At 67.1% G+C, this 25,290-nt stretch carries 26 protein-coding genes; 14 read left to right on the forward strand and 12 right to left on the reverse strand.

Translation table 11 applies throughout. The annotated features are described in order from the left end of the window. Window positions 1-233 precede the first annotated feature (233 nt). A complete protein-coding gene (locus RT513_RS06580; RefSeq protein WP_088216362.1) occupies window positions 234-1,160 on the reverse strand; it encodes a LysR family transcriptional regulator in 927 nt (308 codons plus the stop codon). 104 nt (window positions 1,161-1,264) lie between these two features. Here RT513_RS06580 and RT513_RS06585 point away from each other — a divergent pair, with 104 nt between their 5' ends. Continuing rightward, entirely contained in the window at window positions 1,265-2,494 is a 1,230-nt protein-coding gene (locus tag RT513_RS06585) for a urate hydroxylase PuuD (protein ID WP_290684537.1), read from the forward strand. A gap of 85 nt (window positions 2,495-2,579) precedes the next feature. Here the strand turns inward: RT513_RS06585 and RT513_RS06590 are convergent, their stop codons facing one another. Then, window positions 2,580-3,560: a zinc ABC transporter substrate-binding protein gene (locus RT513_RS06590; protein WP_290684535.1), complete on the reverse strand. Its 981-nt coding sequence runs from the start codon at window positions 3,558-3,560 to the stop codon at window positions 2,580-2,582. Window positions 3,561-3,634: 74 nt separating this feature from the next. On the opposite strand from RT513_RS06590, the gene RT513_RS06595 reads away from it, so the two are divergent. From RT513_RS06595 to RT513_RS06605, 3 genes are read left to right on the forward strand one after another with little or no spacing between them, the layout of a single operon-like run. Continuing rightward, a complete protein-coding gene (locus RT513_RS06595; protein WP_088216365.1) occupies window positions 3,635-4,123 on the forward strand; it encodes a Fur family transcriptional regulator in 489 nt (162 codons plus the stop codon). Beyond that, window positions 4,120-4,902, forward strand: a complete 783-nt coding sequence (locus tag RT513_RS06600; protein WP_290684525.1) for a metal ABC transporter ATP-binding protein — start codon at window positions 4,120-4,122, stop codon at window positions 4,900-4,902. Before RT513_RS06595 ends, RT513_RS06600 begins: the two co-directional genes overlap by 4 nt. Next, window positions 4,895-5,677: a metal ABC transporter permease gene (locus tag RT513_RS06605; RefSeq protein WP_290684548.1), complete on the forward strand. Its 783-nt coding sequence runs from the start codon at window positions 4,895-4,897 to the stop codon at window positions 5,675-5,677. Before RT513_RS06600 ends, RT513_RS06605 begins: the two co-directional genes overlap by 8 nt. 290 nt (window positions 5,678-5,967) lie before the next feature. Here RT513_RS06605 and RT513_RS06610 read toward each other — a convergent pair whose 3' ends face one another. The 3 genes from RT513_RS06610 to RT513_RS06620 all read right to left on the reverse strand — a co-directional run bounded on the left by RT513_RS06610 (window position 5,968) and on the right by RT513_RS06620 (window position 9,077). Beyond that, window positions 5,968-7,596, reverse strand: a complete 1,629-nt coding sequence (locus tag RT513_RS06610; protein WP_290684546.1) for a long-chain-fatty-acid--CoA ligase — start codon at window positions 7,594-7,596, stop codon at window positions 5,968-5,970. A 145-nt stretch (window positions 7,597-7,741) separates the two neighbouring features. Continuing rightward, the gene (locus RT513_RS06615; protein WP_088216368.1) at window positions 7,742-8,035 is read right to left on the reverse strand and encodes a DUF1244 domain-containing protein; all 294 of its coding nucleotides are present in this window, start codon (window positions 8,033-8,035) and stop codon (window positions 7,742-7,744) included. A gap of 301 nt (window positions 8,036-8,336) precedes the next feature. Beyond that, a complete protein-coding gene (locus RT513_RS06620; protein ID WP_290684522.1) occupies window positions 8,337-9,077 on the reverse strand; it encodes an N-formylglutamate amidohydrolase in 741 nt (246 codons plus the stop codon). 113 nt (window positions 9,078-9,190) lie between these two features. Here RT513_RS06620 and pyk point away from each other — a divergent pair, with 113 nt between their 5' ends. From pyk to RT513_RS06670, 10 genes are all read left to right on the forward strand, one after another. After that, window positions 9,191-10,642, forward strand: coding sequence for a pyruvate kinase (gene pyk / locus RT513_RS06625; protein ID WP_290684520.1), 1,452 nt, complete (start codon window positions 9,191-9,193; stop codon window positions 10,640-10,642). Window positions 10,643-11,102: 460 nt separating this feature from the next. After that, on the forward strand, window positions 11,103-11,303 hold the full coding sequence (gene rpmI, locus RT513_RS06630) for a 50S ribosomal protein L35 (protein WP_035743468.1): 201 nt from the start codon (window positions 11,103-11,105) through the stop codon (window positions 11,301-11,303). A 13-nt stretch (window positions 11,304-11,316) separates the two neighbouring features. Continuing rightward, complete coding sequence (gene rplT, locus RT513_RS06635) at window positions 11,317-11,682, forward strand: 50S ribosomal protein L20 (protein ID WP_088216371.1); 366 nt, start codon at window positions 11,317-11,319, stop codon at window positions 11,680-11,682. Window positions 11,683-11,831: 149 nt separating this feature from the next. Further along, window positions 11,832-12,854, forward strand: a complete 1,023-nt coding sequence (locus RT513_RS06640; protein ID WP_290684516.1) for a LacI family DNA-binding transcriptional regulator — start codon at window positions 11,832-11,834, stop codon at window positions 12,852-12,854. After that, entirely contained in the window at window positions 12,851-14,128 is a 1,278-nt protein-coding gene (locus RT513_RS06645; protein ID WP_290684514.1) for an ABC transporter substrate-binding protein, read from the forward strand. The genes RT513_RS06640 and RT513_RS06645 overlap by 4 nt, the downstream gene beginning before the upstream one ends. A gap of 353 nt (window positions 14,129-14,481) precedes the next feature. Beyond that, window positions 14,482-15,330 carry a carbohydrate ABC transporter permease gene (locus RT513_RS06650; protein WP_088216374.1) on the forward strand — a complete coding sequence of 283 codons (849 nt, stop codon included), beginning with the start codon at window positions 14,482-14,484 and terminating at the stop codon, window positions 15,328-15,330. Next, on the forward strand, window positions 15,327-16,169 hold the full coding sequence (locus RT513_RS06655; RefSeq protein WP_290684511.1) for a carbohydrate ABC transporter permease: 843 nt from the start codon (window positions 15,327-15,329) through the stop codon (window positions 16,167-16,169). The genes RT513_RS06650 and RT513_RS06655 overlap by 4 nt, the downstream gene beginning before the upstream one ends. A gap of 15 nt (window positions 16,170-16,184) precedes the next feature. After that, the gene (locus tag RT513_RS06660) at window positions 16,185-17,234 is read left to right on the forward strand and encodes an ABC transporter ATP-binding protein (RefSeq protein WP_290684509.1); all 1,050 of its coding nucleotides are present in this window, start codon (window positions 16,185-16,187) and stop codon (window positions 17,232-17,234) included. A 12-nt stretch (window positions 17,235-17,246) separates the two neighbouring features. Continuing rightward, window positions 17,247-18,506 (forward strand): MGH1-like glycoside hydrolase domain-containing protein, encoded by a 1,260-nt coding sequence (locus RT513_RS06665; protein WP_290684507.1) that lies wholly within the window; start codon window positions 17,247-17,249, stop codon window positions 18,504-18,506. A gap of 92 nt (window positions 18,507-18,598) precedes the next feature. After that, on the forward strand, window positions 18,599-19,555 hold the full coding sequence (locus RT513_RS06670) for a glucokinase (protein WP_290684505.1): 957 nt from the start codon (window positions 18,599-18,601) through the stop codon (window positions 19,553-19,555). A gap of 3 nt (window positions 19,556-19,558) precedes the next feature. Here RT513_RS06670 and RT513_RS06675 read toward each other — a convergent pair whose 3' ends face one another. Genes RT513_RS06675 through phnG form a run of 7 tightly spaced genes read right to left on the reverse strand, consistent with a single transcriptional unit; the run spans window position 19,559 to window position 25,277 of the window. Then, window positions 19,559-20,764: an alpha-D-ribose 1-methylphosphonate 5-triphosphate diphosphatase gene (locus RT513_RS06675; protein ID WP_290684503.1), complete on the reverse strand. Its 1,206-nt coding sequence runs from the start codon at window positions 20,762-20,764 to the stop codon at window positions 19,559-19,561. Continuing rightward, entirely contained in the window at window positions 20,751-21,464 is a 714-nt protein-coding gene (locus RT513_RS06680) for a phosphonate C-P lyase system protein PhnL (protein ID WP_256947374.1), read from the reverse strand. The genes RT513_RS06675 and RT513_RS06680 overlap by 14 nt, the downstream gene beginning before the upstream one ends. 10 nt (window positions 21,465-21,474) lie before the next feature. Next, window positions 21,475-22,287 carry an ATP-binding cassette domain-containing protein gene (locus RT513_RS06685; protein ID WP_290684501.1) on the reverse strand — a complete coding sequence of 271 codons (813 nt, stop codon included), beginning with the start codon at window positions 22,285-22,287 and terminating at the stop codon, window positions 21,475-21,477. Continuing rightward, the gene (locus RT513_RS06690; RefSeq protein WP_290684497.1) at window positions 22,284-23,198 is read right to left on the reverse strand and encodes an alpha-D-ribose 1-methylphosphonate 5-phosphate C-P-lyase PhnJ; all 915 of its coding nucleotides are present in this window, start codon (window positions 23,196-23,198) and stop codon (window positions 22,284-22,286) included. Before RT513_RS06690 ends, RT513_RS06685 begins: the two co-directional genes overlap by 4 nt. Then, window positions 23,195-24,298: a carbon-phosphorus lyase complex subunit PhnI gene (locus RT513_RS06695; protein WP_290684491.1), complete on the reverse strand. Its 1,104-nt coding sequence runs from the start codon at window positions 24,296-24,298 to the stop codon at window positions 23,195-23,197. Before RT513_RS06695 ends, RT513_RS06690 begins: the two co-directional genes overlap by 4 nt. Beyond that, window positions 24,298-24,825 carry a phosphonate C-P lyase system protein PhnH gene (gene phnH / locus RT513_RS06700; protein ID WP_290684489.1) on the reverse strand — a complete coding sequence of 176 codons (528 nt, stop codon included), beginning with the start codon at window positions 24,823-24,825 and terminating at the stop codon, window positions 24,298-24,300. The genes RT513_RS06695 and phnH overlap by 1 nt, the downstream gene beginning before the upstream one ends. After that, the gene (gene phnG / locus RT513_RS06705; protein WP_088216384.1) at window positions 24,825-25,277 is read right to left on the reverse strand and encodes a phosphonate C-P lyase system protein PhnG; all 453 of its coding nucleotides are present in this window, start codon (window positions 25,275-25,277) and stop codon (window positions 24,825-24,827) included. Before phnG ends, phnH begins: the two co-directional genes overlap by 1 nt. Window positions 25,278-25,290: the final 13 nt, after the last annotated feature.

The following is a 25,290-nucleotide window of genomic DNA, read 5'->3' on the forward strand; positions in this document are numbered from 1 at the left end:
GCGGGGCAGCGGGGCAGCGGGGCAGCGGGGCAGCGGGGCAGCGGGGCAGCGGGGCGGACCGCGCCGACCAAGTCAACAACAACGGTGGGCTACTGGGGCACCGTATGAATAAAGCAGCAAGCTGGTAACACCCTGTCCGCCGGACGCCGCGAGCTATCGGCTACCGCAGAGGCCTCTCTCCCAAGACCTCGACTCGCCGTGCCCCCCTCAGCGCATTACGGGCCGAAGACCGCTCACTTCCCCAGAAGCTCCATCCGCCGGGTGAGGCCTTCACGGCAGCGCTGAACCATGAAGTCCACGAACAGGCGGATCTTAGGGTCCCGGAGACGGCGATGCGGGGTCAGGCAGGAAAGCTGGATGGCAAGCGGGGGCGTCGCCTCCGCCACCGCCACCAGCGCGCCGGAGGCAAGGTGCCGGGCCACCTCGAACACCGGCTTCATCACGATGCCCCGGCCCGCCAGCGCCCAGCCGGTCAGCACATCGCCGTCATCGCTCTCATAGGGGCCGGAGACCTGGAACCGCTCTGGCCCCTCCGGCGTCATCAGCGTCCAGCGGAACTCCCGCGCGCCCGGAAAGCGCAGGTTGAGGCAGGCATGGCGATCCCGGACCAGCGCCGCGCCATCCGCCGGATTTCCCCGCGCCGCGACATAAGCCGGCGCCGCACAGAGAAGCCGCGGACATTCGGCGATCACCCGCACCTTCAGTTCGCTGTCCTCCAGCCGCCCGAGATGAAAGGCTACATCCAGCCCCTCTCCCGCCATGTCCACCCCCCGGTCGCTCAGCCGCATGCGGATATCGACACGGGGATGCATGTCATGGAATTCCGGCACGAAAGGCGCGATCAGCCGCCGTCCCACCCCCAGCGGAGCCGCGACGAACACCGTGCCCTGCGGGGTATTGGCGGCGTCCCGCACCTCCGCCTCCGCCGCCTCCATCGCCTCCAGAAGCCGCAGCGCGCCTTCATAGAAGATCCGGCCCGACTCGGTCGGCGTCAGGGTCCGGGTCGTGCGGTTGAACAGCCGGGTATCGAGATGCCGCTCCAGATCGGAAATCCGCGCCGATGCGACGGCGGGGGAGGTGCGCTGATCCCGTGCTGCCGCACTCATGCTGCCCAATTCATAGACACGGACGAACATGCGGACGTTCTCGACATAGGCCATGGGTTTATTTTGCGCCGGATTTTGAAAGTGCTGGGAGATTTATCGAATTAACAGGAAGGTCGTCCCCGGTATAGCCTGCCCGGCGCATAGCCGGGAGTTTGCCAATGTTCGATCTGACCGTCCTCGGGGAATGGCTGGAATTTGCCATCCGCTGGCTTCACGTGGTGACGGCGATCGCATGGATCGGATCGTCCTTCTATTTCATCGCGCTCGACCTCGGCCTGCAGAAGGCGCCGGGCATGCCGGAAGGCGCGCATGGGGAGGAATGGCAGGTCCATGGCGGCGGCTTCTACCATATCCAGAAATATCTCGTGGCGCCGGAACGGCTGCCCGAGCACCTCACCTGGTTCAAATGGGAGAGCTACTTCACCTGGATGTCGGGCTTCGCGCTGCTGGCCGTGGTCTATTATCACGGCGCGTCGCTGTTTCTCGTCGATCCGTCGGTGGCGGATATCCCCGCCTGGGGGGCGATCCTGATCTCGCTCGGATCGCTCGGCTTCGGGTGGCTGGCTTATGACCTGATCTGCAAATCGAAATTCGGCGATGACAACACGCGGCTGATGATCCTGCTCTACGTGCTGCTGGTCTGCATGGCCTGGGGATATACGCAGGTCTTTTCAGGTCGTGCGGCGCTGCTGCATCTGGGCGCCTTCACCGCGACGATCATGTCGGCCAACGTGTTCATGATCATCATTCCGAACCAGAAGATCGTCGTGGCAGACCTGAAGGCCGGGCGCACGCCCGATCCGAAATACGGCAAGATCGCCAAGCAGCGTTCGACCCACAACAACTACCTGACGCTGCCGGTCATCTTCCTGATGCTGTCGAACCACTATCCGCTCGCCTTCGCCACCGAATACAACTGGCTGATCGCGAGCCTCGTGTTCCTCATGGGGGTGACGATCCGTCACTACTTCAACACGATGCACGCGCGGAAGGGTCAGCCCAACTGGACCTGGGCGGTGACGGCGGTGATCTTCCTCATCATCGCCTGGCTTTCCACCGCGCCCATGTTCCGCACCGATCCGCCGGATGAGGTGCTGCTGCAGGGCGGGGCCGCGAAATTCGCGCAGGCGGAGGGGTTCCAGCAGGTCTCCGACATCGTGATGGGGCGCTGCTCCATGTGCCACGCGGCGGAGCCGGGCTATGAAGGGATCCTGTGGGCGCCGCGCGGCGTGCGGCTGGACACGCCCGGCCATATCGCGCGGCAGGCCAAGGACATCTACCTGCAGGCGGGCATCACCCATGCGATGCCGCCCGCCAACGTCTCCTTCATGGAGCCGGAGGAGCGCGCCCGGATCATCGCCTGGTATCGCGCCGCAAACGGGTCCTGACTTCGGGCCAGTTGCTTAGGGCCAGTACCTCGGGCCAGACTATTTCAGGCGGGCATTGCTTCAGGCCAAGTTACTTCAGGCCAAGTTACTTCAGGCAGGCCGAAACCGTATCCGCCAGACCCGTCATCAGGTCGGCGTAAAGCGCGGCCCCCGGCTCCAGCCGGCTGCCCTCCGGGTCCAGCGCGCCGCCTATCTTCACGGTCGTCCCTTCGGTCAGCAGTCTGAGATAGGCGGGGTCGTGGTTGGCCTCCGGGAAGATGCAGGCCGCATCCGCGATCTCTCCGCGCAGCGCGCTCAACCGCTGGGCGCCGGGCGTCGCCGCCTCTCCGTCCGAGACCGTGGCGAGGATGTCGAGCCCGTAATGGGCCGCGAAATAGCCGTAGGCGTCATGGAACAGCACGATGGGCCGATCCTTCGCCACGGCCAGTTCCGCCTTCAGTCGTGCGTCCAGCGCGGAGACACGCTCCTTCGCGGAGGCGGCGTTGCGCGCATAGGTTGCCGCATGCTCCGGGTCGAGGCGCGACAGTTCCGCCGCGATCGCCTCCAGCCAATGCGCGGCATTCGCGGGGTCGAGCCAGGCGTGGGGGTCAAGGCCCTCATGGTGATGGCCCTCATGGTGATGGCCGGCATGATCATCGCCCGCGGCATGATCCGTCTCATCACCGTCATCATTATGACCGTGGCTATCGTGCCCGTGTCCCTCTTGATCGTGACCATGGTCGTCATGACCGTCGGCATGACCGTCCTCCCCAAAGCTCCGCACTTCGGTTCCGGGCGCGTGCAGGAGCGCAAGGGCGGGCGTCTTGCCGATGCCCCGCGCCATCCACGGCGACATCTCCGGCCCGATCCAGACCACGAGATCCGCCGACCCCAGCGCCCGTGCCTGCGAGGGCCGGAGCTGGAAGTCGTGCGCATCCGCCCCCCGGTCGAGGAGCAGCACCGGCTCCGCCACGCCCTCCATCACCTGCGCGGCCAGCGAATGCACGGGCGGGATGTCCGTGACCAAGGTAGGCGCAGCGGTGGCGGGCGCTGCAAAGGCGGTCAGCAAAGGTATGAGGTAGCGCATCCGGTTTCTCCTTGCGGTCGCTCTGCAAGTGCATATGTTATTCTGTAACGCTTCGTATTGAGTTATAATATAACATGTCAAGCACAGAAACGCCCGGGCCGCGCGCCTTTGCGGATCATGACCACTCCCACTGCACCGGCGATCTCCTCGCCCGGGCGGAGATGCTTGCCCTCGAACACGGCGTGCGGCTTACCCCGGTGCGCCGGAGAACGCTCGAAATCCTGCTCGAAGCCCATCGCGCCATGGGGGCCTATGACGTGCTGGAGCGGCTGGCGGCGGAGGGGTTCGGCAAGCAGCCCCCGGTGGCCTATCGCGCGCTGGAATTCCTGGTGGAGAACGGGCTTGCCCACCGCGTGCGCCGCCTGAACGCCTTCACTGCCTGCATGAGCCCCGGCAAGGACCACGCGCCGGTATTCCTGATCTGCGAGGGCTGCGGCACGGTCGCGGAAACGCCTGGCGAGACGGTTCGCGCCGCGCTGGAAGCCGCGGCCGGGGATTTCGTCGTCCAGCGGTCCAGCATCGAGGCGGTCGGCCTCTGCCCCGCCTGCCGGAGCGCGGCATGAGCCTGCTCACCGCGCGATCCCTGAATGTAAGCTACGGCGGCGCGCCCGTGCTGACCGGGGTGGATTTCGCCATCGAGCCGGGCGAGATCGTGACCGTGATCGGCCCGAACGGCTCGGGCAAGTCCACGCTGCTCAAGGCGCTGCTCGGCGCCATCCCCTCCACCGGGAGGGTCACCCGCGCGCCGGACCTCACCATCGGCTACGTGCCGCAGAAGCTGCATGTCGATACCGGCATGCCCATGACCGTGCGGCGGTTTCTGTCGCTTCCCCGCCCCGTCACCGATACCGAGGCCTCAGCGATGCTGGAGCGGGTGGGCGTGCCGGGCCTTGGTGGCCGGCAGCTTTCCGGTCTCTCGGGCGGACAGTTTCAGCGGGTGCTGCTGGCCCGCGCCCTGCTGTCACGCCCGAACCTGCTGATGCTCGACGAGCCGACACAGGGGCTGGACCAGCCGGGAACAGGCGCCTTCTACCGGCTGATCGAAACGGTCCGGCAGGAAACCGGCGCGGCGGTGCTGATGGTCAGCCACGACCTGCACGTGGTCATGGCGGCCTCCGACCGGGTGATCTGCCTGAACGGGCATGTCTGCTGCGAGGGGGCACCCCGGCATGTCTCCACTGCGCCGGAATACCGGGCGCTGTTCGGCGACGGCACCGGCGGCACCATGGCGCTCTACCGTCACCATCATGACCACGACCATGACCACGGCGGCGATGACGGACAGGGTCACGATCACCCGCATGACCACGGCCATCATGACGGCGAGAGGAAACATGCTTGACCCCTTCCTGATCCGCGCGGCCCTTGCGGGCCTGGGCGTCGCGGCGGCGGCGGGGCCGCTCGGCTGTTTCGTCGTCTGGCGGCGGATGGCCTATTTCGGCGACGCGACCTCCCATGCCGCGATCCTCGGAGTTGCGTTGTCGCTGGCGCTGACCCTGCCGGTGCAGGCGGGGATCCTGCTGGTGGCGCTGCTCGCCGCGCTTGCGGTCTCCACGCTGGCGGCGCGGGGCTGGGCGCTGGACACGACGCTCGGCGTCATCGCGCATTCGGCGCTGGCCTTCGGGCTGGTGGCCGTGTCGTTCCTGCCGGTGCGCGTCAGCCTCGACGCCTATCTGTTCGGCGATATCCTCGCCGTAAGCTGGGGGGATGTGGCGACGATCTGGATCGGCGCGGCGTTGACGCTGGCGCTGATCGGGCTGCGCTGGAACGCGCTGGTGCTGACCACGCTGTCGGGCGATTTGGCAGTGGCCTCGGGGATCCGCCCGGACAAGGAGCGGCTGGTGCTGACCATCGCGCTCGCTCTGGTGGTGGCGCTGGCGATCAAGGTGGTGGGTGCCCTGCTGATCGCCGCCATGCTGCTCATCCCGGCCGCGACCGCCCGCGGCATTGCCCGGACGCCGGAATCTGCGGCGCTGACCGCCGTCGCGGCGGGCGCCGTGGCGACGCTGGCGGGGCTTTGGGCCTCCTTCCGGCTGGACACGCCCGCCGGCCCCTCCATCGTGACCGCCGCGACGCTGATCTTCGCCGCAACCGCCCTGATCCGCCGGAAAGCCTAGCAGGCTGCCGAAAAGGCCGGGCCCCTCCCCGGGCTTGCATTGAAAGCGGGAAAATCTATCCGGTCACACGCAAAACGTGCAGTTTCCGGGGCGCGCCTCACCAATGTGGAGACGATCTCCGCCCCGGCGCAACCGCGGAATGCTTCCTCAGCAGCCTGCTGGCAGACGGCCGCAAATCCGGGGTCACGGCCACCGCACTCCGGGAAATCAACGCCGGTGTGGGCGAGTTGCAGTGAAACAGGCACCCTTTCAGGAGCCCGTCCCACCGCAAAGCCCTTTGAACCCGCCTGTCAGGCCACCTGACCGAGCAGGATATCCCCGTAAAGCTCCCGCAGCTTCGCCTTCACCACCTTGCCCGTCGCGCCGAGCGGCAGGCTTTCGACGAAGATCACGCGGTCCGGCACCTGCCATTTCGCCACCTTGCCGTCGTAGAAGGCCAGCAGCTCTGCCTCCGTCACCTCGACGGCGGGCCGCTTCTGCACGATCAGCACCGGCCGTTCGTCCCATTTCTCATGGCGCGCCGCGATGGCCGCGGCATTGGCCACGAGCGGATGGGCGATGGCGATGTTCTCCAGCTCCACGGTGGAGATCCACTCTCCCCCCGACTTGATGATGTCCTTCGCCCGGTCGCGGATGATCATGTAGCCATCCTCGTCCAGCGTGGCGATGTCGCCCGTATCGAACCACCCGTCGAAGGTCAGTGCGGATTTTTCCTGCCCGAAGTAGTTCTGGATGATCCAGTGACCGCGGATCTGAAGCTGGCCCTGCTCCTCCCCGTCATTGGCGAGGATATGCCCCTCCGCATCCACGACGCGCAGATCCACGCCGAAGGGCGGCCGTCCCTGCCCCTGCCGGATCGCTTCCTTCTCTGCGTCGCTCAGATGCTGGTGCTTCTGCTTCAACTGGTTGAGCGAGCCGATCGGGCTTGTCTCCGTCATCCCCCAGGCGTGGATCAGTTCCACCCCGTAGCGGTCGCGGAATATCTTTATCATGGAGGGCGGCAGGGCCGATCCGCCGACGATGGTGCGCTGCAGGCTGAGGGAAGTCTCGCCCGCCTTTTCCAGCGCGCCGAGCAGCCCCATCCAGATCGTCGGCACACCGAGCGCGACGGTCACTTCCTCCGCATTGATGAGCCTGACGAGGCTCTCGCCATCCAGCCCCGGCCCCGGCAGCGCCATCTTGCAGCCCATCGCCGCCGCGACATAGGGCACACCCCAGGCATTGACGTGGAACATCGGGACCACCGGCATCACCGTGTCGGACCCCTTGAGCGCCAGCCCGTCCGGCTGGTTCGCACCATAGGAATGCAGCACCGTGGAGCGATGGGTGTAGAGCACGCCCTTCGGATTACCCGTGGTGCCGGACGTGTAGCAAAGGGAGGAGGGGCTGAGTTCGTCGAACTCCGGCCATGTGTAACCGTCGTCCCCTTCCGCCACCAGATCGTCGTGGAAGAGCAGCCCCTCGACCATCGCGGCCGCTTCTTCCTCCCGTGGCCCCATCAGGACGACACCCCGGAGCGTCTGAAGCTCCGGCAGCACCTTGGCGATCAGCGGAAGGAAGGTCCGGTCCACGAAGATCAGCCGGTCGCTGGCGTGGTTCATGATATAGATGAGTTGATCGGGCGGCAGACGCGGGTTCAGCGTGTGGCAGACCATCCCCGCCCCCGCGATGCCGTAGTAAAGCTCCAGATGCCGGCGGTTGTTCCAGGCCAGGGTGGCGATACGGTCGCCGCGCTCGAACCCCCGCGCCTCCAGCGCCGAGGCAAGCCGCCGCGCATTGGCCTCCACCGTTGCCCAGTCGGAACGGTCGATCCCGCCCGCCGTCTCCACCGAGACGATCTCCGTATCACCGTGCCAGCGCGCCGCATGTTCGATCAGGCTGCTGATCAAGAGCGGCTTGTACATCATTCCGCCGAGCATCCAGTAATCCTCCCCCTTGGACCGGATGCGCCCCTTCGGGCGCCTCATTCCGCATTTTGTGGCACGAATGCCGGCAAAACCACCAGAACTTCATTGTCGCGTTGCGGAGGGTTCGGCGTATTCCGTTGGGTCACGCGGCGCAGGTTCAGTCATGCTTCGCCGCATCGAAGGCGGCCTGCTGCGCGGCACCGGCCTCCTGCTGATGCTGTGCCTTCCAGTCCTCGTAAGGCATCCCGTAGAAGGCCGTGCGCGCCTGCTCTTTGTCCATCGGGATGCCCCGCGCTTCCGCCGCTTCCTGATACCACCGCGACAGGCAGTTGCGGCAGAACCCGGCAAGGTTCATCAGGTCGATGTTCTGCACCTCGGGATGCGCGGCAAGATGGTCGCGAAGCGCGCGAAAGGCCGCAGCCTCCAGTTCGATACGGGTTTGGTCGTCCATGTTCATCCTCCAATACCATGTTCATCCTCCAATAATTGTATCGTTTGCGTGCAGATGGGTTTTCGATCTTCCGGCAGAGCGCCTCCGGGTTCCGCTCACGAGGTTCCCTCAGACAGATCCGCCTTAGCAGGTTGCTGCAAAAGGCTTTTGGGTCTGCGTTGGAGCGGAGATCATTCGCAATCTGACGAAATCCAGCGCGAAATCCGGACATTTCGGGAGCATACCGGGGCCGATTTACAGATTTCCAGAGCTTAGGCGTGAGACTTCATAATTTTTTCAGCAGCCTGCTGGACGCATCCCCTCAGACGGCGGAGTCGGCAAGTGCGTCGGTGAGCAGCGGTGCCAGCCGCTCCGCCCAGCCGCGTTGCCCCTCCGCCTCCCGGACAAGATCGTTGCGGACTTCGATCAACGTGTTGGCCCGCCCCTGTGCAAGCGCGTGGCGGTCGATCGAATCCCCCGGCAGATGCCCCGCATAAGGTTCATTGTCGCCGATGCAGAGATCGTTTTCCCGCCGCAGCCGCGCCAGCACCGCCTGCGAAAACGCATCCTCTCCGGCATGGAGCACCCCCAGATGCCACGGCCGCGGCTCCCGCCCCTGAAGTCTGGGGGTGAAGCTGTGAATGGCAAGGATCACGGTATCCTCCCGCCGCGCCGCCAGCTCCTCCAGCGCCGCGTGATAGGGCCGGTGATAGGCGGTGAGCCGGCGCTCCACCTCCGCCGCGTCGGCATGGCGGTTCGCGGGAATGATCGTGCCGTCGTAGAGCTTCATCAGCAGGGTCGGATCGTCCTCCCCCCGGTTCGGGTCGATGACGAGGCGGGAAAAGTTCGACAGGATCACCGGCGCGTCCAGAAGCTCCCCCAGCCGCGCGCCCACGCCTGCAGCGCCCACATCGTAGGCAATGTGGCGCTGCATGTCGGCGGAAGCGATGCCCAGATCACCGCCGTTGACGGCATCCGGCACGGTATTGGCCGCGTGATCCACCGTGACGAGCCATCGGGACGGGCGATCCGCGCCAAGAATGTGATAGGGCTGGTATGTCATTCGGGCCTCCGCGATCGGACCATAGATCCGCCTCCGCCAAACGACCAGTTGCCGCAACGCCGCAATGGGGCAATAGTGCGCCCGAACAAGCCTGTTAGCGCGAACGAGGACAGATGAGACGCCAACGCAACGTTAAAATCGTGGCCACGCTTGGCCCTTCCTCCAGCGATTACGAGACGATCCGCGCCCTGTTCGAGGCGGGTGCGGACGTGTTCCGCCTGAACATGAGCCATGGCAGTCAGGCGGAACAGGCCGCGCGCCACGCCATCATCCGGCAGGTGGAGACGGATATCGGCCGCCCGATCGGCATTCTCGCCGATCTTCAGGGCCCGAAACTGCGCTGCGGGGTATTTGCGAACGCCTCCGAAGTGCTGGAGGAAGGCGCGGCATTCCGCTTCGACCTCGACCCCGCTCCGGGCAACCAGCAGCGGGTGTGCCTTCCCCATCCGGAGATTTTCGCGGCCCTCGAACCCGGTGCGACCTTGCTGGTCAATGACGGCAAGATACGGCTCTCCGTTACCGCCTGCGGCGTGGATTACGCCGATTGCACGGTGATCGCGGGGGGAGCCATCTCCAACCGCAAGGGCGTGAACGTGCCGGATGTGGTGCTCCCGCTCGCCGCCCTGTCCGAGAAGGACCGGGCCGATCTGGAGTTCGCCTGCGCGCTTGGCGTGGACTGGCTCGCGCTCTCCTTCGTGCAGCGGCCCGCCGACGTAACAGAGGCACGGGAGCTGGCGAGAGGCCGGGCGCTGATTCTGTCCAAGATCGAAAAGCCCGCCGCCGTGAAGGCGCTGAACGAGATTCTGGAGGTGTCGGACGGCATCATGGTCGCCCGCGGCGATCTGGGGGTTGAACTGCCCGTCCAGAACGTGCCGCCGATCCAGAAGCGCATCGGGCGGAAGTGCCGGGCCGCGGCCAAGCCGGTCATCATCGCGACCCAGATGCTCGAAAGCATGATCGAATCGCCCATGCCGACGCGGGCGGAGGTGTCCGACGTCGCGACCGCGATCTATGAGGGCGCGGATGCCGTCATGCTCTCCGCCGAAAGTGCCGCCGGAAAATACCCGGTCGAGGCGGTCCGCACGATGAACGCCGTGGCGGAGGAGGTGGAGACCGATCCGACCTATCGCGAGATCATCGAAAGCTCCCGGAAGGTGCCCCATCCGGGCCGTGCGGAAAGCATCGTCGCCGCTGCGCGCCAAGTGGCGGAATCCACCGATCTTCAGGCGATCTGCTGCTTCACCCAGACGGGGCGGTCGGCGCGGCTGGTGGCCCGCGAACGCTCGCGCGTGCCGCAGATCGCCATGACCATGACGCCGGAGGTCGCGCGGCAGCTCTGCCTCACTTGGGGCACCTACTGCGTGATGACGGGCGAGCTTGACCGGTTCCGCACGGCGGTGCTGAACGGGGTGCGCGCGGCCATCAACCACGGCTTTGCCAGCCCGCAGGACAATATCATCGTCATCGCGGGCGTACCCTTCAACACGCAGGGCACGACCAACATCCTGCGCATCGCGCCCTGCGAGGTGCGCCAGATCATGAAGGTGGAGGAGGACGCGGAATAGCGCGTCCGCCCTTTCCGCCCGGTTGATCCCGGAGCCGAGGCGACTTCGCTTCCGTCGCGCCCCCTGTCCTGAACGGATGGAATCCCGAAACGGGAATCCCGAACTTGGGGGGCGCGACATGATCCGTATTCCCCGGCGATCCTTGGCAGGCTGCCGAAAAAGCATTCCGGGTTTTACACTGAGGCGGAGATCTTTCCCCACATTGTTGAAGAGTGCCGCGAAAACCGCAAGTTTCGCCTCGGGAGCGGACCATTTCCTGGCTTTCAACGGAAACCCGGGTAGGTGCCCGAGTTTTCAGCAGCCTGTTAGGGCGACCGCACCACGACGGATTTCCGGGAAAATGCTGCATCGCCCTTGTCTCCTCCGTCGGTCCCGTGTATGCGGCCCCTTCCGAAATCGTGCGGCCGGCCAGTGTGGCATGCCGAGTCGCGCGGAAGACCACTCGAAAGAGGAGATGGAAATGCCCAAGATGAAGACCAAGTCTGCCGCCAAGAAGCGGTTCTCGATGACCGCGACGGGCAAGGTAAAAGCCGGTCCCGCCGGGAAACGCCACGGCATGATCAAACGCTCGACGAAATTCATCCGCGAAGTGACGGGGACGATGATCCTGTCCGATTCGGATGCGAAGATCGTCAAGAAATACATGCCGTACGATCGCTGAGGGAGGCTGACAGATGGCACGCGTCAAATCCGGCAAGGTCACCCACGCCGCTCACAAGAAAGTCCTGAAGGCCGCGAAGGGCTACTACTCCGCCCGCTCGCGCAACTTCCGCACCGCCACGCAGGCGGTGGACAAGGCGAACCAGTACGCAACGCGCGACCGGAAGGTCCGCAAGCGGAACTTCCGCGCGCTGTGGATCCAGCGCATCAACGCCGCCGTGCGGCTTGCCGATGCCGATATGACCTACTCGGTCTTCATCAACGGCCTCGCCAAATCGGGGATCGAGGTGGACCGCAAGGTGCTCGCCGATCTCGCCGTGCATGAGCCGGAAGCCTTCGGTGCGATCGTGGAAAAGGCCAAGGCCGCTCTGGCCGCCTGATCCCGCCCGCACGTTCGGACAGCCATGAAACCCCCGGAGCCTCCGCTCCGGGGGTTTTTTCACGTCTCGTGGGCCTCCTCCATGCATTCCCCTGCACGCCTTCCTTGACAGCCCAAAACGTTTTGGAGAGACTTCTCGTCGGAGGAGCCATGACAAACCTGCGCGAACTCGCCGAATCCCTCAACCTGTCGATCACCACGGTGTCGCGGGCGCTGGACGGCTATTCCGACGTGGCGGAGGCGACGCGGAACCGCGTGCGGCAGGCGGCGGATGCGGCGGGCTACCGCCCCAATGCCTCGGCCCGGCGGCTCCGGCGTCAGCGGGCGGAAGTCGTGGCCGTTCCGCTCCCCATCGCTGCGGGCCGGATCGGGACGCCGCACCTGCTCGACCTGCTGTCCGGCTGTGCGGAGCGGCTGGCACAGGAACGGCTCAACCTCATGATCGCCCCGGTCCCGAAGGGGGAAAGCGAGATCGACATCTGCCGCCGCTTCGTGGACGGCCGGCGGGTGGACGCGATCCTGCTGGTCCGCACCCGCAGGCAGGATGAGCGTGTGGCCTTCCTGCAATCCCGCGGCGTGCCCTTCGTGACGGACGGACGGACGGAGAATGCCCAGCCACACCCGTGGCTCGACGGCGATGGCGAGGACGGCTTTCGCCGCGCGACGGAGCGGTTCATCGCGGACGGGCATCGCCGGATCGGTCATGTCGCCGGCAATCAGGATTTCTTCTTTGCTCATGCCCGCGCGACGGGCTGGCAGGGCGCAATGGCGGCGGCGGGCCTTCCCGCCGATCTGCTGGCGGTGGGGGAGCTGTCGGAACAGGGCGGCTTCGACGCGGCGCAGGCGCTGCTCGCCACGCAGGATCCGCCGACGGCGCTTCTCTGCACGACGGATGAAATGGCCATCGGCGCGCTTGGCGCGCTGCGCGCCGCGGGACGTTCCGCGGCGGTGGTGGGGCACGACAACCTGCCGCTCGGCGCCTTCACCCATCCGTCGCTCTCCACCATGAGCATGCAGGGCGAGGCGCTGGGGCACCGGGTGGCAGAGCTCATCATCGGCGCCATGGCCGGACGCCCTGCGGCGGAACTTCAGGATCTGCGCCCCGTCCGCTTCGTGGATCGGGAAAGCCATCTTTGGCCGGGCAAGGCCAATCAAGGGAGGGAGACATCATGACGACTGCAACCCGCAAGGGGCTGGCGCTGGCCATCCTCGCCGCGACGACGGCAAGCGCCGCACCGGCGGAGACGATATTCCTGTCCACCCAGCTCCGCCCGATCGAGGAGGCGACCGCCGTCCGGCAGGAGTTGCTGAAAGGTCTCGACGGTGTGGACTACGTGGTGGAGGAACCGCCGCAATTCGCCGTCCGCATGGCGGCGGAGGCGGAAGCCGGAAAACACACCATCAGCCTCGTCGGCGCAACGCATGGCGAGCTTGCCCCGCTGGCGGACCGGAACATGCTCACCCCGCTCGACGACATCGCCGCGGCGCTGAAGGACAAGGGGATCACCCCCGCGCTGATGGATCTCGGCAAGCTCGGGCACGACCACCAGCAGTATATCCCGTGGATGCAGGCGACCTATGTCATGGTCGCCAAGCAGGAGGCGCTGGAATTCCTGCCCGAAGGCGCGGATCTGAATGCGCTGACCTATGAGCAGCTCATCGCCTGGGGCAAGGCCATGCAGGAGGCGACGGGGCAGGCACGGATCGGCTTCCCCGCCGGGCCGAAGGGTCTCTTCTCCCGCTTCTTCCAGGGCTATCTCTACCCCTCCTACACCGGCGGCGTGGTGCGGACCTTGAAGTCCCCGGAGGCCGTGAAGGGCTGGGAGATGATGAAGGCGCTCTGGGCCGTGACCAATCCCTCCTCCACCAATTACGGGTTCATGCAGGAGCCGCTGCTCGCCGACGAGGTATGGGTCGCATGGGATCACGTCGCGCGCCTGAAGGAGGCCGTCGTCTCCATGCCGGATCAAGTGAAGGTCTTCCCCGCGCCCGCAGGCCCGAAGGGCCGGGGTTACATGCCGGTCGTCGCGGGGCTGGCCATACCGCAGGGCTCGCCCGATGTGGCCGGGGCGGAGAAGGTCATCGCGCATCTCGTCACGCCCGAGGTGCAGCTCATGACCGCGGAGAAGGTCGGCTTCTTCCCGACCCTTTCCGTGCCGCTGCCCGAAGGCGGCGATCCTGGCATTGCGGCGATGGCCGCAGCCGTCACCGCCACGCAGACGGCGAGCGACGGGATGATCTCTCTCCTGCCGGTCGGGCTGGGCGACAAGGGGGGTGAGTTCAACAAGGTCTATACCGACACCTTCCAGCGCATCGTCCTGAACGGAGAGGATATCCAGACCGTGCTGGACGCGGAGGCCAAGGCGCTGAGCGGCCTCATGGAGACGACAAAGGCACCCTGCTGGGCGCCGGATGCGAAAAGCGACGGACCCTGTCCGGTGGAATGAGCGATGAGTGCCGCGCCCCCTGACATGACGGCACCGGCGGATCGCGCCGCCCTCCCCGGCGCGCCGCTGTCCCGGCGGATCATCCCTCCCCCCTGATCCGTCAGAGACGGACGGCGGGCGGTTCGCCGCCCGCCGGACCCCGGGCTCGCATCAGGCCCCCGGCCTCCCGCATCAGGCCCCATACCGGCCTCCGTATAAGCTCCCTCCCCGCAACCCGGAGACCCGCAAAGCCCTTCCCGGAAACCTCCCGGTCGAGACCCCCCGCTTCGCCGGCCGGTGTGCATTCCCGCCACTGTCGCTGGTCCCTTCTGACCTGAAACGTCGCCCGGGAAGCCCTATTCACGCAGGATACCATGCCCGAAAGACGCTGGACCCCCTATCTGCTCATCCTGCCCGCCAGCGTGTTTCTGGTGGTGCTGTTCCTCATCCCGCTGGTGCAGACGGTCTGGCTGGCCTTCTCCGACGGCGGGCAGCCGACGCTCGACCATGTCCGGCGGATGGCGGGAGATCTGAACTTCGCCCCGGCGCTTCGCAATACGCTACTGCTGACGGCGATCGTCGTTCCCGTGCAGGTGGCGTTGTCGCTGCTCATGGGCACGATGGTGGCCAAGATCGGGCGGGGGCGGGAGACGATCCTGTGGATCTGGACGATCCCGCTTGCGATATCCGATCTGGCGGCGGGGCTGGTCTGGCTCTCCATCCTGCAGAACTCGGGTTATCTCAACAGCCTGCTCTACATGCTGGGCGTGATCCCGCGGCAGACGGCCTGGCTCACCTATCAGACGCCGGTCGCGCTGTTCTTCGGCGTGGTCGCGGCGGAGATCTGGCGCTCCACCGCCATCGTGCTCATCGTGATCGTCGCCGGGCTGAACCAGGTGCCGAAGGATTTCGGCGAGGCGGCCGCGGTCTTCGGCGCGTCGCGCTGGACGCGGTTCACCAAGATCACCCTGCCGCTCATCCGTCCGGCGCTGCAATCCGCGCTCATCCTGCGCACCGTTCTGGCGTTCGAGGTGTTTGCGGTCGTCTATGCGCTCGGCGGACGGAACTTCCCCGTGCTGATGGGCGAAACCTACGTCTGGCAGCATGACAACCAGAACTACGCGGTGGCGGGGGCCTATGCCGTGCTGATCATGGTGATCTCGCTCGCCGCGACATTCGTTTACCTGAAAGCCATCAAGGTTGACCCGGAGCGGCTGCCATGAGCAATACCCCCGTGACCGCCGCCCCTCCCAGCGTGCCTGCCGCGCGCCGCCTGCTGTTCTGGGCCGGGATCGCCGCGCTCTGCGCCTGGGTTCTGGTGCCGATCTATCTGCTTGCGCTCGGCGCCTTCGGAGGCAGGCAGGGAGTTTATCAATGGCCCAAGACCATCCTGCCCACCAATGTCTCGCTCGATGCGTTCATGGTCTTTCTCCAGACGGAGGGGCTGATCACGGCCCTGCTTAATTCGCTCTGGGCGGCGGGGATCACGGTGCTGCTGTCGCTGCTGCTGGGCGCGCCCGCCGGCTATGCGCTTGCCCGCTACGACTTTCGCGGCAAGAACCTGTTCCGGGTGATGGTGCTGCTGACCCGCGCCTTCCCGCTGGCGGTTCTGGCCCTGCCGCTCACGGTGTCCTACATCCGGCTCGGTCTTTATGACACCGTGCTGGGCGTCGGGCTGATCCACACCATCCTCGCGCTGCCCTTTGCGGCGCTGGTGACGCAGGGCATCTTCATGGGCGTCCCGCGGGAGCTGGAGGAGGCCGCATGGGTCTTCGGCTGCTCGCGGCTGAAGGCGTTCTTCCGCATCGTCGTGCCGCTGGCGTTGCCCGGATTCGCGGCGACGGCGGTCTTCGCCTTCGTCATCTCGTGGAACGAGGTGTTCGCCGCCTCCGTCCTGACCGTCCGCAACCGGACGCTCACCGCCTATCTGCTCACCGTCCTGTCGGAAAGTCCGCTGCATTACCGCTTTGCGGGCGGGCTGCTGCTCATCGTGCCCTCCGTCGCGTTCATCTTCGCCGTTCGGCGTTACCTGTTCGCGATCTGGGGCGTTTCGTCGAAATGACCGGAAGACCCATTCATGGCTGATATCGTCATCGACCGCATACGGAAGCGTTTCGGCGCGACCGACGCGCTGAAGGAAGTGTCTCTCACCGTCCGGGACGGAGAGTTTGTCTCCCTCCTCGGTCCCTCCGGCTGCGGCAAGACCACGCTGCTCCGCATCGTCGCGGGTCTGGAGACGGCGACCTCCGGGGATGTCCGCATCGGCGGCCGCTCCGTCCGCGGGCTGGAACCGAAGGACCGGGGACTGGCCATGGTGTTCCAGAACTATGCGGTGTTTCCCCACATGACCGTGCGGGAGAACGTGGCCTTCGGTCTCAGGATGCAGAAGGCGGAGGAGGCCCGCGTGACCGCGCAGGTCGCCCGGGCTGCGGCGCTGCTGCATATCGAGCCCTATCTGGACCGCTATCCGAACAAGCTCTCGGGCGGCCAGCGGCAGCGGGTGGCGGTGGCGCGGGCGCTTGCCGTCGAACCGGCGGTGCTGCTGATGGACGAGCCGCTCTCCAACCTCGACGCGCTGCTGCGGCTGGAGATGCGGACGGAGCTGAAGCAGGTGCTGGCGGAGGCCGGAACCACCACGCTCTATGTCACCCACGACCAGACGGAGGCGATGGGCCTGTCCGACAGGATCGCGGTGATGCACGACGGTGTGGTGGAGCAGATCGGCTCGCCCGTGGAGATTTACGACCGGCCCGCGACGCGCTTCGTCGGCGGCTTCATCGGCAATCCGCCCATGAACTTCCTGACGCTGCCCGTGGAGGGCGGTGCGGTGGCGCTCGGCGGTTTTCGTGTCGCCGCCCCGCCCGGATCGGGCGCGGCCGTGACGCTCGGCCTGCGCGGAGAAGCCGTCCGGCGGGCAAGGGCGGGCGAGGGTCTGCCGATGACCGTCCGCGTGGCCGAACCGATGGGTTCCCACCTCCTCCTCACCGGCACCATTGCCGGAGAGCCGGTCCGCGTGAGCCTGCCGCCCGGAGAGAACATCCGACCGGGGGAGGAGATCGCCCTTGCCCCGGACACCGCCCGCCTTGTCTGGCTCTCGCCCGAGAGCGGACGCAGCCTTTCAGCCTGACCGGACATTCCCATGACACCCGATCACATCGCCGCCGCCAAGGCCGTCCTCGCCCGCAACGACAGGGGCGGATATACCCTGCCGACCGATCGGCTCTATCCCTTCCAGTGGAACTGGGATTCCGCCTTTGTCGCCATGGGGTTCGCAACCTATGACGTTGACCGGGGCTGCCGCGAGCTGGAACGCCTCGCGGAGGGGCAGTGGCCGGATGGCATGATCCCGCAGATCGTGTTCCACCAGCCAAGCGACAGCTACTACCCCGGACCCGAGGTCTGGCGCACCGGGAATGCCGTGGCCACGTCCGGCATCACCCAGCCGCCGGTTTTCGGCATGGCGGTCCGCGTGCTGCAGGAGCAGGGCGCCCCGGAGGCCCGCATCCGCCCGCTGTTCGAGGCGGCGCTCCGCTGGCATCGCTGGTGGTATTCGGCCCGCGACCCGGAGGGGACGGGCCTCGTGGCATTGCTCCACCCATGGGAGAGCGGATCGGACAATTCGCCCGCATGGGATGAGGCACTCTCCCGCGTGCCCACGACCACGCGGGAACCGGTGCGTCGCAAGGACACCGGCCATGTGGACCCCGCCATGCGGCCGCGGGATGAGGATTACCAGCGGTTCATCCACCTTGTGGACACCTACGCGGAGTGCGGCTGGGAACCGGCGCGGCAGTGGGCGGCGGCACCCTTCCGCATGGGCTGCGTGCAGACGACCGCGATACTGCTGAAAGCGGGGGAGGATCTGCTGAAGGTAGCAGAGGCGCTGGCCCTGCCGGACGCGGGGGAGGAGCTTCGCGCGATGACAGCCCGCTCCCGCGCGGCGCTTCTGTCCCGCTGGTCGCCGGAGCATCGCCGCTTTCTCATCCGTGACCTGATCGCCGGAACCGATGTGGCCACGCCCACGCAGGCGGGGTTCATCCCGCTCCTCGCACTTGATCTGCCCGCCGACATCCGTGATGCGGCGGTGGCAGAGATGCGGCAGTGGATGCAGGGGCTCCGCGTGGCCTTCCCCACGACGCCCGCCGACAGCCCGGCCTATGAGCCGCGCCGCTACTGGCGGGGGCCCGTCTGGCCCATCATCGACTGGCTGCTCGCCGCCGGGCTTGACCGGAACGGGGTGCCGGACCTGGCCCGGACGCTCCGCAGTTCCGTCAGCCGGGCGATGGAAACCGCGGGTTTCGTCGAATATTTTCACCCCGGGACGGGAGAGGGCTTGGGCGGACAGGGCTTCTCCTGGAGCGCGGCCGCCTATCTGCATTTCCGCGCCCTGACCGCCTGATCCCGCTCCGTTTCCGCGCGGCTTTTGGTCCGACGGGCTGGAACCGCGCGCCCACCCGGTGCAAACAGGGGAAAACCGAGCGGAGGCCGGACATGCAGACACCCGAACGGATCGATGTGGTTGCCGATGTGGGCGGCACGAATACCCGTGTCGCCATCGCCCGGGGCGGCAGGGTCGATGCGGCCACCATCCGCCGCTTCGCCAATACCCGGCATGGCTCGCTGGCGGAGGTGTTGCGCCAGTTCGGCGCGGACATGGGCCTGCAGCGTTGCGACAGCGCCTGCGCGGCCATTGCCGGGCCGGTGCGGGATCATGTCGGGCGGCTGACCAATCTCGACTGGTCCGCCGATCCCGACCTGCTCCGCGACGCGACGGGAGCAGCCCGGGCGGCGGTGCTGAACGATCTCGTGGCGCAGGGCTATGCGCTCGACGCGATACCCGAGGGGGAGATCACCCCGGTCTTTGCCGGGAGCAACGCAGGGCCGGGTGCCACTCGGCTGGTGATCGGGGTCGGCACCGGTTTCAACGCCGCCGCCGTGCACGAAACCGCCGCGGGACGGGTCGTCCTGCCGTCGGAGGCGGGCCATGTCACCCTGCCGGTCCGCACGGAAAAGGCGCTGTCCCTCGTGCGCGCGCTGGAGGGCGTGCATGGCTTCGTCGGGGTGGAGGACATCCTCTCCGGGCGCGGCGTGGCCCGGATCGACGCCTGGCTCGGCCATGGCGCGCCGGCCCGCGATACCGCCGCCATCATGGCCGCACTGGAAGCAGGCGAGCCGCGCGCGGTGGAGGCAGGGCGGATCTTCGTTAGCCTGCTTGGCGCCGTCGCCGGTGATCTGGCGCTGATCCACTTGCCCTTTGGCGGGATCTACCTGATCGGCGGGGTGGCGCGCGCCTTCCTGCCGTGGTTCGACCCCTTCGGCCTGTCGGACGCCTTCCGGGAGAAGGGGCGCTTCGGCCCCTTCATGGCCGACTTCGGCCTGTCGGTGATCGAGGACGACTTCGCAGCCCTCACGGGCTGCGCTGCCTATCTCGCCGCCACCGCGCCCTGACCGTCAGGACGCCGCCGCGACCGCCCTGACCGGCCGCGCCGCGCGGAAGGCCCCGCTGTCCAGCCGACCGTTGGAATACACCATCCGCCCGCCGCGCAACGTGGCGACGACATGGCCCAGACCCTCGTCCGTCGCGGCGATCAGGTCGGCACGGCGGCCGACGGCGATGGCCCCGCGATCCTTCAGCCCCAGCGCATCCGCCACGTTTCCGGCGGACAGTCGAGCGGCACCCGCCAGCCCGTTCGGATCGCTCTTGGCCAGCTCCAGAACGGCGGGCAGCATCGCGGAGGGGTGATAGTCGGAGGCGAGGATATCCAGCAGACCCGCCGCATGCGCCGCGCGGGCCGAGAGGTTGCCCGAATAGCTCTGGCCGCGCAGCGCGTTCGGCGCACCCATCACCGTGGCCAGGCCGCGACTGCGCGCCTCCACCGCCGCTTCCTCCGTCACCGGGAATTCGCTGATGCAGACGCCAAGCGCGGCCATGATGCCGACCTTCGCCACGGTATCGTCATCATGGCTGGCCAGCGCCACGCCATTCGCGTGACAGGCAGTGGAGATGCGGGAGAGCGTCGCGGCCAGTTCCTCCTCCGGGCGTGTGCGTTCGGCGATGCGTTCGGCCACGGCAGCGGCGGCTTCCTCCGCCGAGAGTCCCTTTTCCGCCATGGTCCGCTCCACCACGCGCTCGATGTCGCGGTACTGGCCCTGCCCCGGCGTATGATCGGTGAGGGAGATAAGCTCCACGCTCCCCTCGGAGATCAGTTCATGCACCACGTCGAGCGCCTTGGGAAAGGTGATCTCGAACCGGGCATGAACCCGATGCTCGATGAGCAGATCGCCCCGCATCCGGCGAAGCGCCCGGATGACCTCCGTCGTGTGGTCATAGCTCCTGAGGTGCCCATAGGTGGAGGCAGGGCTGAAGGACAGCGCGGCATAGGCGGTGGTGAAGCCCGAGCCGGCCAGCTTCCTGTCCAGATCGCGGATACCCAGCTCCAGCGGCATGTGGACGGAGGGGCGCGGCTCCACCTCCCGCTCGATCATGTCGCCATGCATGTCGATGAAGCCCGGCATGAGCAGAAGCCCGTCGCCCGCAACCGCCGCGCCCGCGACAGGGCCTTCCACGATATCGGCAATCCGGCCGTCTTCCACACGGACGGAGCCGCTCTCCAGCACGTCATCCGGCAGGATGACCCGGAAATCACTGAGCCACATGTTCCAACTCCTTCGTGGACAGGTCGAGTTCTGCGTCGATCAGCCCGGCCACATCGCCGGGATGGTGAAAGACGCCGATCATCGCGACGCCTTCGGTTTTCAGTTGCCGCAACCGGCGCACCAGCGCCCCCCGCGCGCCCGCGTCGAGCGAGGCCGTCGGCTCGTCGAGCATCAGGAGCCGCTGCGGCAGGATGAGTGCGCGGGCGAGGTTCACCTTCTGCTGCTCCCCGCCCGAGAAGGTGGAGGGATAGGCAGCCCAAAGCTCGCGCTTCACCCCGAACTCCGCAAGGGCCGCGCGCGCGGCTTCCAGCGCCTCGGCAGCGGGGCGCCCGGCAAGGCGCAGCGGTTCGGCCACGATATCCTCCGCCGCGACACGGGGGCGGGCGATGAGAAACTGGGTGACGAACCCGATCTCCCGCCGCCGGAGCAGCGCCACATCGACATCCGCCGCAGTGGCAAGGTCGATCCTCCCCTCCGCAGTGTTGAGCCAGATATGGCCGCCCTTCGGCAGATAGGTCCGGTAGAGCGTCCGCAGCAGCGTGGACTTGCCCGCGCCGTTGTGCCCGCTGAGCAGCAGGAACTGACCGGGATGCAGACGGAAGCTCACCCCCTCGAATGCCGGGAGGCGCTGGTGGAGATGGTGCATGTCGAAATGCTTGGCGAGCCCTTCGACTTCGAGCACGGGGAGGGAGCGGTGCATCATGGTCACCTCACAGTTTGGCATGAACAAGGGACTGGGTGTAGTCATGCTGCGGGTCCTGAAAGATCTGGTCGGCAAGTCCCTGCTCGACCACGCGTCCCCGGCGCATCACCATCACCCGGTCCGCCATGGTGCGGATGACGCCCAGATCGTGGCTGACCAGCACCATGGTGATCGACCGGTCGCGTTGCAGCCGTTTCAGCGTGTCCAGCACCAGCGCCTGCACCGATACATCAAGCCCGGTGGTGGGTTCGTCCAGCAGCAGCAGCGCGGGTTCCAGAGCGATGGCCTTGGCGAGCTGAACCCGTTGCTGCATCCCGCCCGACAGTTCGATCGGCCGCGCATCCATCCGCTCCAGCGGAAATTCGGACGCCGCCAGCGCCTCCTTCGCCTTTTCGCGCAGCGTGGCGAAGCGACGCTCCCCCGCGATCAGCAGCCGCTCGGCGACATTGCCGGAGGAGGAGTTGCGCATCAGAAGCCCCAGATGCGGGTTCTGATAGACGATCCCCACATGGCGCGCGCAGAGCATCCGCCGCGCATAACGGTCGAGGTCGAAGAGGTTGCCCTCCGCCCCCGGAATCGCCAGCCTGTAGTCACCGGTGTCGGGCGTGTCCTCAAGGTTCATCATGCGGAGCAGCGTGGATTTTCCCGACCCGCTCTCGCCGACGATGCCCAGAACCTCGCCGGGATAGACCGTCACATCTACATCGTCGAGCGCCGTCACCCTGCCGAAGCGGCGGGAAATGCCGGTCATCGTCATGATCGGCGGCGTCGTCATCAGGCGCGGCGCGGCGCGGCGCGTTCCTTCAGCAATCCGGGTCATTTCATCACCCCGTTCACATACCATGTTTCTCCGGGGGCGACGCCCTCGCCCTCCGCCGCCCGGATGTGTTTGACGGCATAGCCCGAGTCCGACAGCTCATGGATCGAGCCGCCGTCGGCCTGCGGAATTTCGTTCATGAAGAAGGCTTTGACGCCCGTGCGCCCGCAGGTGAGCCCGGCGTGATCCTCCACCCGGTAGGGCACGTCGGAAAACGCCAGCGGCTCCACCGGCGTAAACGGCGGCACGGCGAAGATGCGCTTTTCCCGCCCCGCCGACAGCAGCGTCAGATGCTGCGCCATGTTGAGCTTCGGCACGTCCCAGCGCGGGATGGGCGACGGCGTCATCACGTGCCGCCCGTTGACCAGCGCCGGGTATGAGGCACCCTGCATGATCCGCCCGGACCGCACGATCTGCTCATAGAGCACCAGCCAGAGACGCCCGTAATCGGCATCGGCGTGCATCTGCCGCGCCACGGAGATGTTCGGCTCCACCGGGCGGAGCGGCTCCGGGTTCGGCACCTGGAGGACGAGCACCTGATCCTCGCGCATCACCTCCTCCGGGATGCGGTGGCGGGATTGCAGGATCGTGGCCTCCGCCGTGTCCTCCGTACCCTGCGCACCCGCCACGCGGGCGACGAACTGGCGGATGGAAACGGCATTCACGCTGTCATCCGCGCCCTGATCGATCACCTTCACCACGGAGGCAGGGTTCACGAGCGTCAGCGTCACCTGAAGGCCGCCCGTGCCCCAGCCGCGCGCCATCGGCACTTCGCGGCTCGCATAGGGGATCTGGCAGCCGGGCACGGCGATGGCCTTCAGCATGGCGCGGCGCATCTCGCGCTTGGCGGAGGCGTCGAGGAAGCCGTAGCTCATCGCCTCCCAAGGGCGGGTAAGGTCGCTCAGGGCGGTCATGGGGTCGGCTCCTCGATTTTCTCCTCGGCCGGGCTGGCCTGCGGATCGGCTTCAGGGACAGTCGCCGCCTTCAGCGCCCGTGCGTCCCGCATTGCGTCGAGCGAGGACTGGAAGGTCACGTAGTGCGGCAGCTTGAAGTGGATGCAGAAGCCGGAGGCTTCCACCGGCTCGGTGTGGTAAAGGAAGAACTCCTCCTCCGTCGGCGATCCCTTTGCCGCGCCCGGCGCGTTCAGGTCGAGCGTCGCGGCCGAGATCACCTTCACCTCGTTCCAGCCCAGCGTGGCGGAGAAACCCAGCCGGATCTGGCTGGACGTGTCCTTTGCCGCGACCTCCGCCTGCGAGACCCTGACACGTCCTGCCGCGAATACCGTTCCGCGCGGATGGCGCACGCGCAGTTCCGCCTCCGCCAGCCGCAGCTCATTCACCGTCGGGTGAGCATTGCCGTAGCCCCGCATGGCCGAATAGCCCAGTGCCAGAACGCCGCCAGTGTCAGCTCTTGCAAGGCTTTGGAGCGTATGCGCGCGTTTTGCCGGGAAAAGGAGCGGCTCCCGCGTGAGATCTGGAATGTTTTCCGGCGCCACATTTTCGCGCGGCGGGTCGGCCACGAGGCCCTCGGCCTTTTGCCAGGCGGCAAGCGAGGGCTGAAATGCCGGAGCAGGCATCGCCGCGCGCTCCACCGGCTCCGGCACCAGCGGCGCGCCTTCCAGAACACCCGTCGCCAGAAGCCGGTGGGCGTAATCCAGCGTCGGGCCGAGGATCTGACCGCCCGGAATGTCCTTGAAGGCCGCGGAAATGCGGCGGTGCGTGAACAGCGCCTCCTGTATCACCGGCTCCGCCACCATCAGCCGGGGCTGGGTCGTGCGCCACGCGCGGAGCAGAAGCACCGTCTCGTAAAGATCGCCGCCCGTCTGGGAGAGCGCGAGCGCGGCCAGTTCCGGCTCATAGAGCGAGGCCTCGCCCATCACCCGGTCCACGAGCCAGGGCAGCGCCGCGGCAACAGCGGCCACACGGCTCTGATCGATGGTGCCAAGTCCCTCCCGGTAAAGCCGCTCCGCCTGCGCGATGGCGCGTTCTCCCCCGCGCGTTGCAACATAAGCCATCAGAGCACCTCGATGCGGGTGGAGCGGGGCAGACCGGTGATCCGGTCTCCGTCCACGAGGAACAGGTCGAAGCCGAGCGGGTAGGCCACGCGTTCGGCACGTATGTCCCAAAGCTCCGGGGGCAGAGCCGGGGCAATGGTGACGGAACCGTCGATCCCCGGACCGGCAAGCCGCAGACGGGGCCCGCCCTCCAGCGGCGCGGCGACGACCAGCGTCGCCCCCGCTTCAGGGTGGATCGCGGAGCCGGTCCGAGCCTGCCGGAACGCCGCCTCCGCGCCGCTGGCAAGAAACAGGTAATCGGCAGTGTTCAGACGGGCAGGCCGCGCGCCCGTGCGGTCGATGAGGCGCTGAAGCCCCTCGTCATCCGTGAAGGCCGTGACCTCCAGATCCACGAGCGCCTGCGCCACCGGGGCGAGTCCCGGCTCCGGCAGCCGCCGCTCCACGCCCGGGCGGGACAGAGCCCACATCAGCGCCTCGAACGTGGCATTGTCACGGGTTTCGTCGATATTCGGCAGGGGAGCAGCCATCAGAACGTCTCCATTTCGACCCGAGTCGCTTCAACGGCGCGGAGGGTGTCACGGTCCCCGGCGGCCTGACGCGCGGCCTCAGCTGTCACGAAACGCTCGATCTCCGGCCGGCCGACGTCTTCGGCATATGCGGCATCCGTCAGCGCCATCGCCATCGCCCGCTCCAGATCGCGGCCGATCACCATGCCGTAGCCCTCGGTCCCGGAGGTGAGGCGCAGATGGGCTTCCGCCACCAGAACCTCGCCCAGGTGGAAATCCGTCCCCTTCACCGTGTCGCGCATCGGCAGCATGACGAGGCCGGTGCGGCTCGCCAGCACTTCTACCTCCCCCAGCCGGGGAAGCAGCCCCTCCGCCAGCGCCTTCAGCGCCGCGGCATCGGCCCGCGCCAGTGTGGCGAGCAGGCGCGCATGATCGTCTCCCCCCGCGGGGGGGAGGCTGTTCTGGTCGAACATCTTGTCCTCTTTC

Source organism: Haematobacter sp., from assembly GCF_032102465.1.
Taxonomy (GTDB): Bacteria; Pseudomonadota; Alphaproteobacteria; order Rhodobacterales; family Rhodobacteraceae; genus Haematobacter.

Bases quoted from the DNA above. Each gene is read 5' to 3' on its own strand.
- RT513_RS06580 (WP_088216362.1), bottom strand. From the start codon at position 1,160: ATGGCCTATGTCGAGAACGTCCGCATGTTCGTCCGTGTCTATGAATTG.
- RT513_RS06585 (WP_290684537.1), top strand. From the start codon at position 1,265: ATGTTCGATCTGACCGTCCTCGGGGAATGGCTGGAATTTGCCATCCGC.
- RT513_RS06590 (WP_290684535.1), bottom strand. From the start codon at position 3,560: ATGCGCTACCTCATACCTTTGCTGACCGCCTTTGCAGCGCCCGCCACC.
- RT513_RS06595 (WP_088216365.1), top strand. From the start codon at position 3,635: ATGTCAAGCACAGAAACGCCCGGGCCGCGCGCCTTTGCGGATCATGAC.
- RT513_RS06600 (WP_290684525.1), top strand. From the start codon at position 4,120: ATGAGCCTGCTCACCGCGCGATCCCTGAATGTAAGCTACGGCGGCGCG.
- RT513_RS06605 (WP_290684548.1), top strand. From the start codon at position 4,895: ATGCTTGACCCCTTCCTGATCCGCGCGGCCCTTGCGGGCCTGGGCGTC.
- RT513_RS06610 (WP_290684546.1), bottom strand. From the start codon at position 7,596: ATGCTCGGCGGAATGATGTACAAGCCGCTCTTGATCAGCAGCCTGATC.
- RT513_RS06615 (WP_088216368.1), bottom strand. From the start codon at position 8,035: ATGGACGACCAAACCCGTATCGAACTGGAGGCTGCGGCCTTTCGCGCG.
- RT513_RS06620 (WP_290684522.1), bottom strand. From the start codon at position 9,077: ATGACATACCAGCCCTATCACATTCTTGGCGCGGATCGCCCGTCCCGA.
- pyk (WP_290684520.1), top strand. From the start codon at position 9,191: ATGAGACGCCAACGCAACGTTAAAATCGTGGCCACGCTTGGCCCTTCC.
- rpmI (WP_035743468.1), top strand. From the start codon at position 11,103: ATGCCCAAGATGAAGACCAAGTCTGCCGCCAAGAAGCGGTTCTCGATG.
- rplT (WP_088216371.1), top strand. From the start codon at position 11,317: ATGGCACGCGTCAAATCCGGCAAGGTCACCCACGCCGCTCACAAGAAA.
- RT513_RS06640 (WP_290684516.1), top strand. From the start codon at position 11,832: ATGACAAACCTGCGCGAACTCGCCGAATCCCTCAACCTGTCGATCACC.
- RT513_RS06645 (WP_290684514.1), top strand. From the start codon at position 12,851: ATGACGACTGCAACCCGCAAGGGGCTGGCGCTGGCCATCCTCGCCGCG.
- RT513_RS06650 (WP_088216374.1), top strand. From the start codon at position 14,482: ATGCCCGAAAGACGCTGGACCCCCTATCTGCTCATCCTGCCCGCCAGC.
- RT513_RS06655 (WP_290684511.1), top strand. From the start codon at position 15,327: ATGAGCAATACCCCCGTGACCGCCGCCCCTCCCAGCGTGCCTGCCGCG.
- RT513_RS06660 (WP_290684509.1), top strand. From the start codon at position 16,185: ATGGCTGATATCGTCATCGACCGCATACGGAAGCGTTTCGGCGCGACC.
- RT513_RS06665 (WP_290684507.1), top strand. From the start codon at position 17,247: ATGACACCCGATCACATCGCCGCCGCCAAGGCCGTCCTCGCCCGCAAC.
- RT513_RS06670 (WP_290684505.1), top strand. From the start codon at position 18,599: ATGCAGACACCCGAACGGATCGATGTGGTTGCCGATGTGGGCGGCACG.
- RT513_RS06675 (WP_290684503.1), bottom strand. From the start codon at position 20,764: ATGTGGCTCAGTGATTTCCGGGTCATCCTGCCGGATGACGTGCTGGAG.
- RT513_RS06680 (WP_256947374.1), bottom strand. From the start codon at position 21,464: ATGCACCGCTCCCTCCCCGTGCTCGAAGTCGAAGGGCTCGCCAAGCAT.
- RT513_RS06685 (WP_290684501.1), bottom strand. From the start codon at position 22,287: ATGACCCGGATTGCTGAAGGAACGCGCCGCGCCGCGCCGCGCCTGATG.
- RT513_RS06690 (WP_290684497.1), bottom strand. From the start codon at position 23,198: ATGACCGCCCTGAGCGACCTTACCCGCCCTTGGGAGGCGATGAGCTAC.
- RT513_RS06695 (WP_290684491.1), bottom strand. From the start codon at position 24,298: ATGGCTTATGTTGCAACGCGCGGGGGAGAACGCGCCATCGCGCAGGCG.
- phnH (WP_290684489.1), bottom strand. From the start codon at position 24,825: ATGGCTGCTCCCCTGCCGAATATCGACGAAACCCGTGACAATGCCACG.
- phnG (WP_088216384.1), bottom strand. From the start codon at position 25,277: ATGTTCGACCAGAACAGCCTCCCCCCCGCGGGGGGAGACGATCATGCG.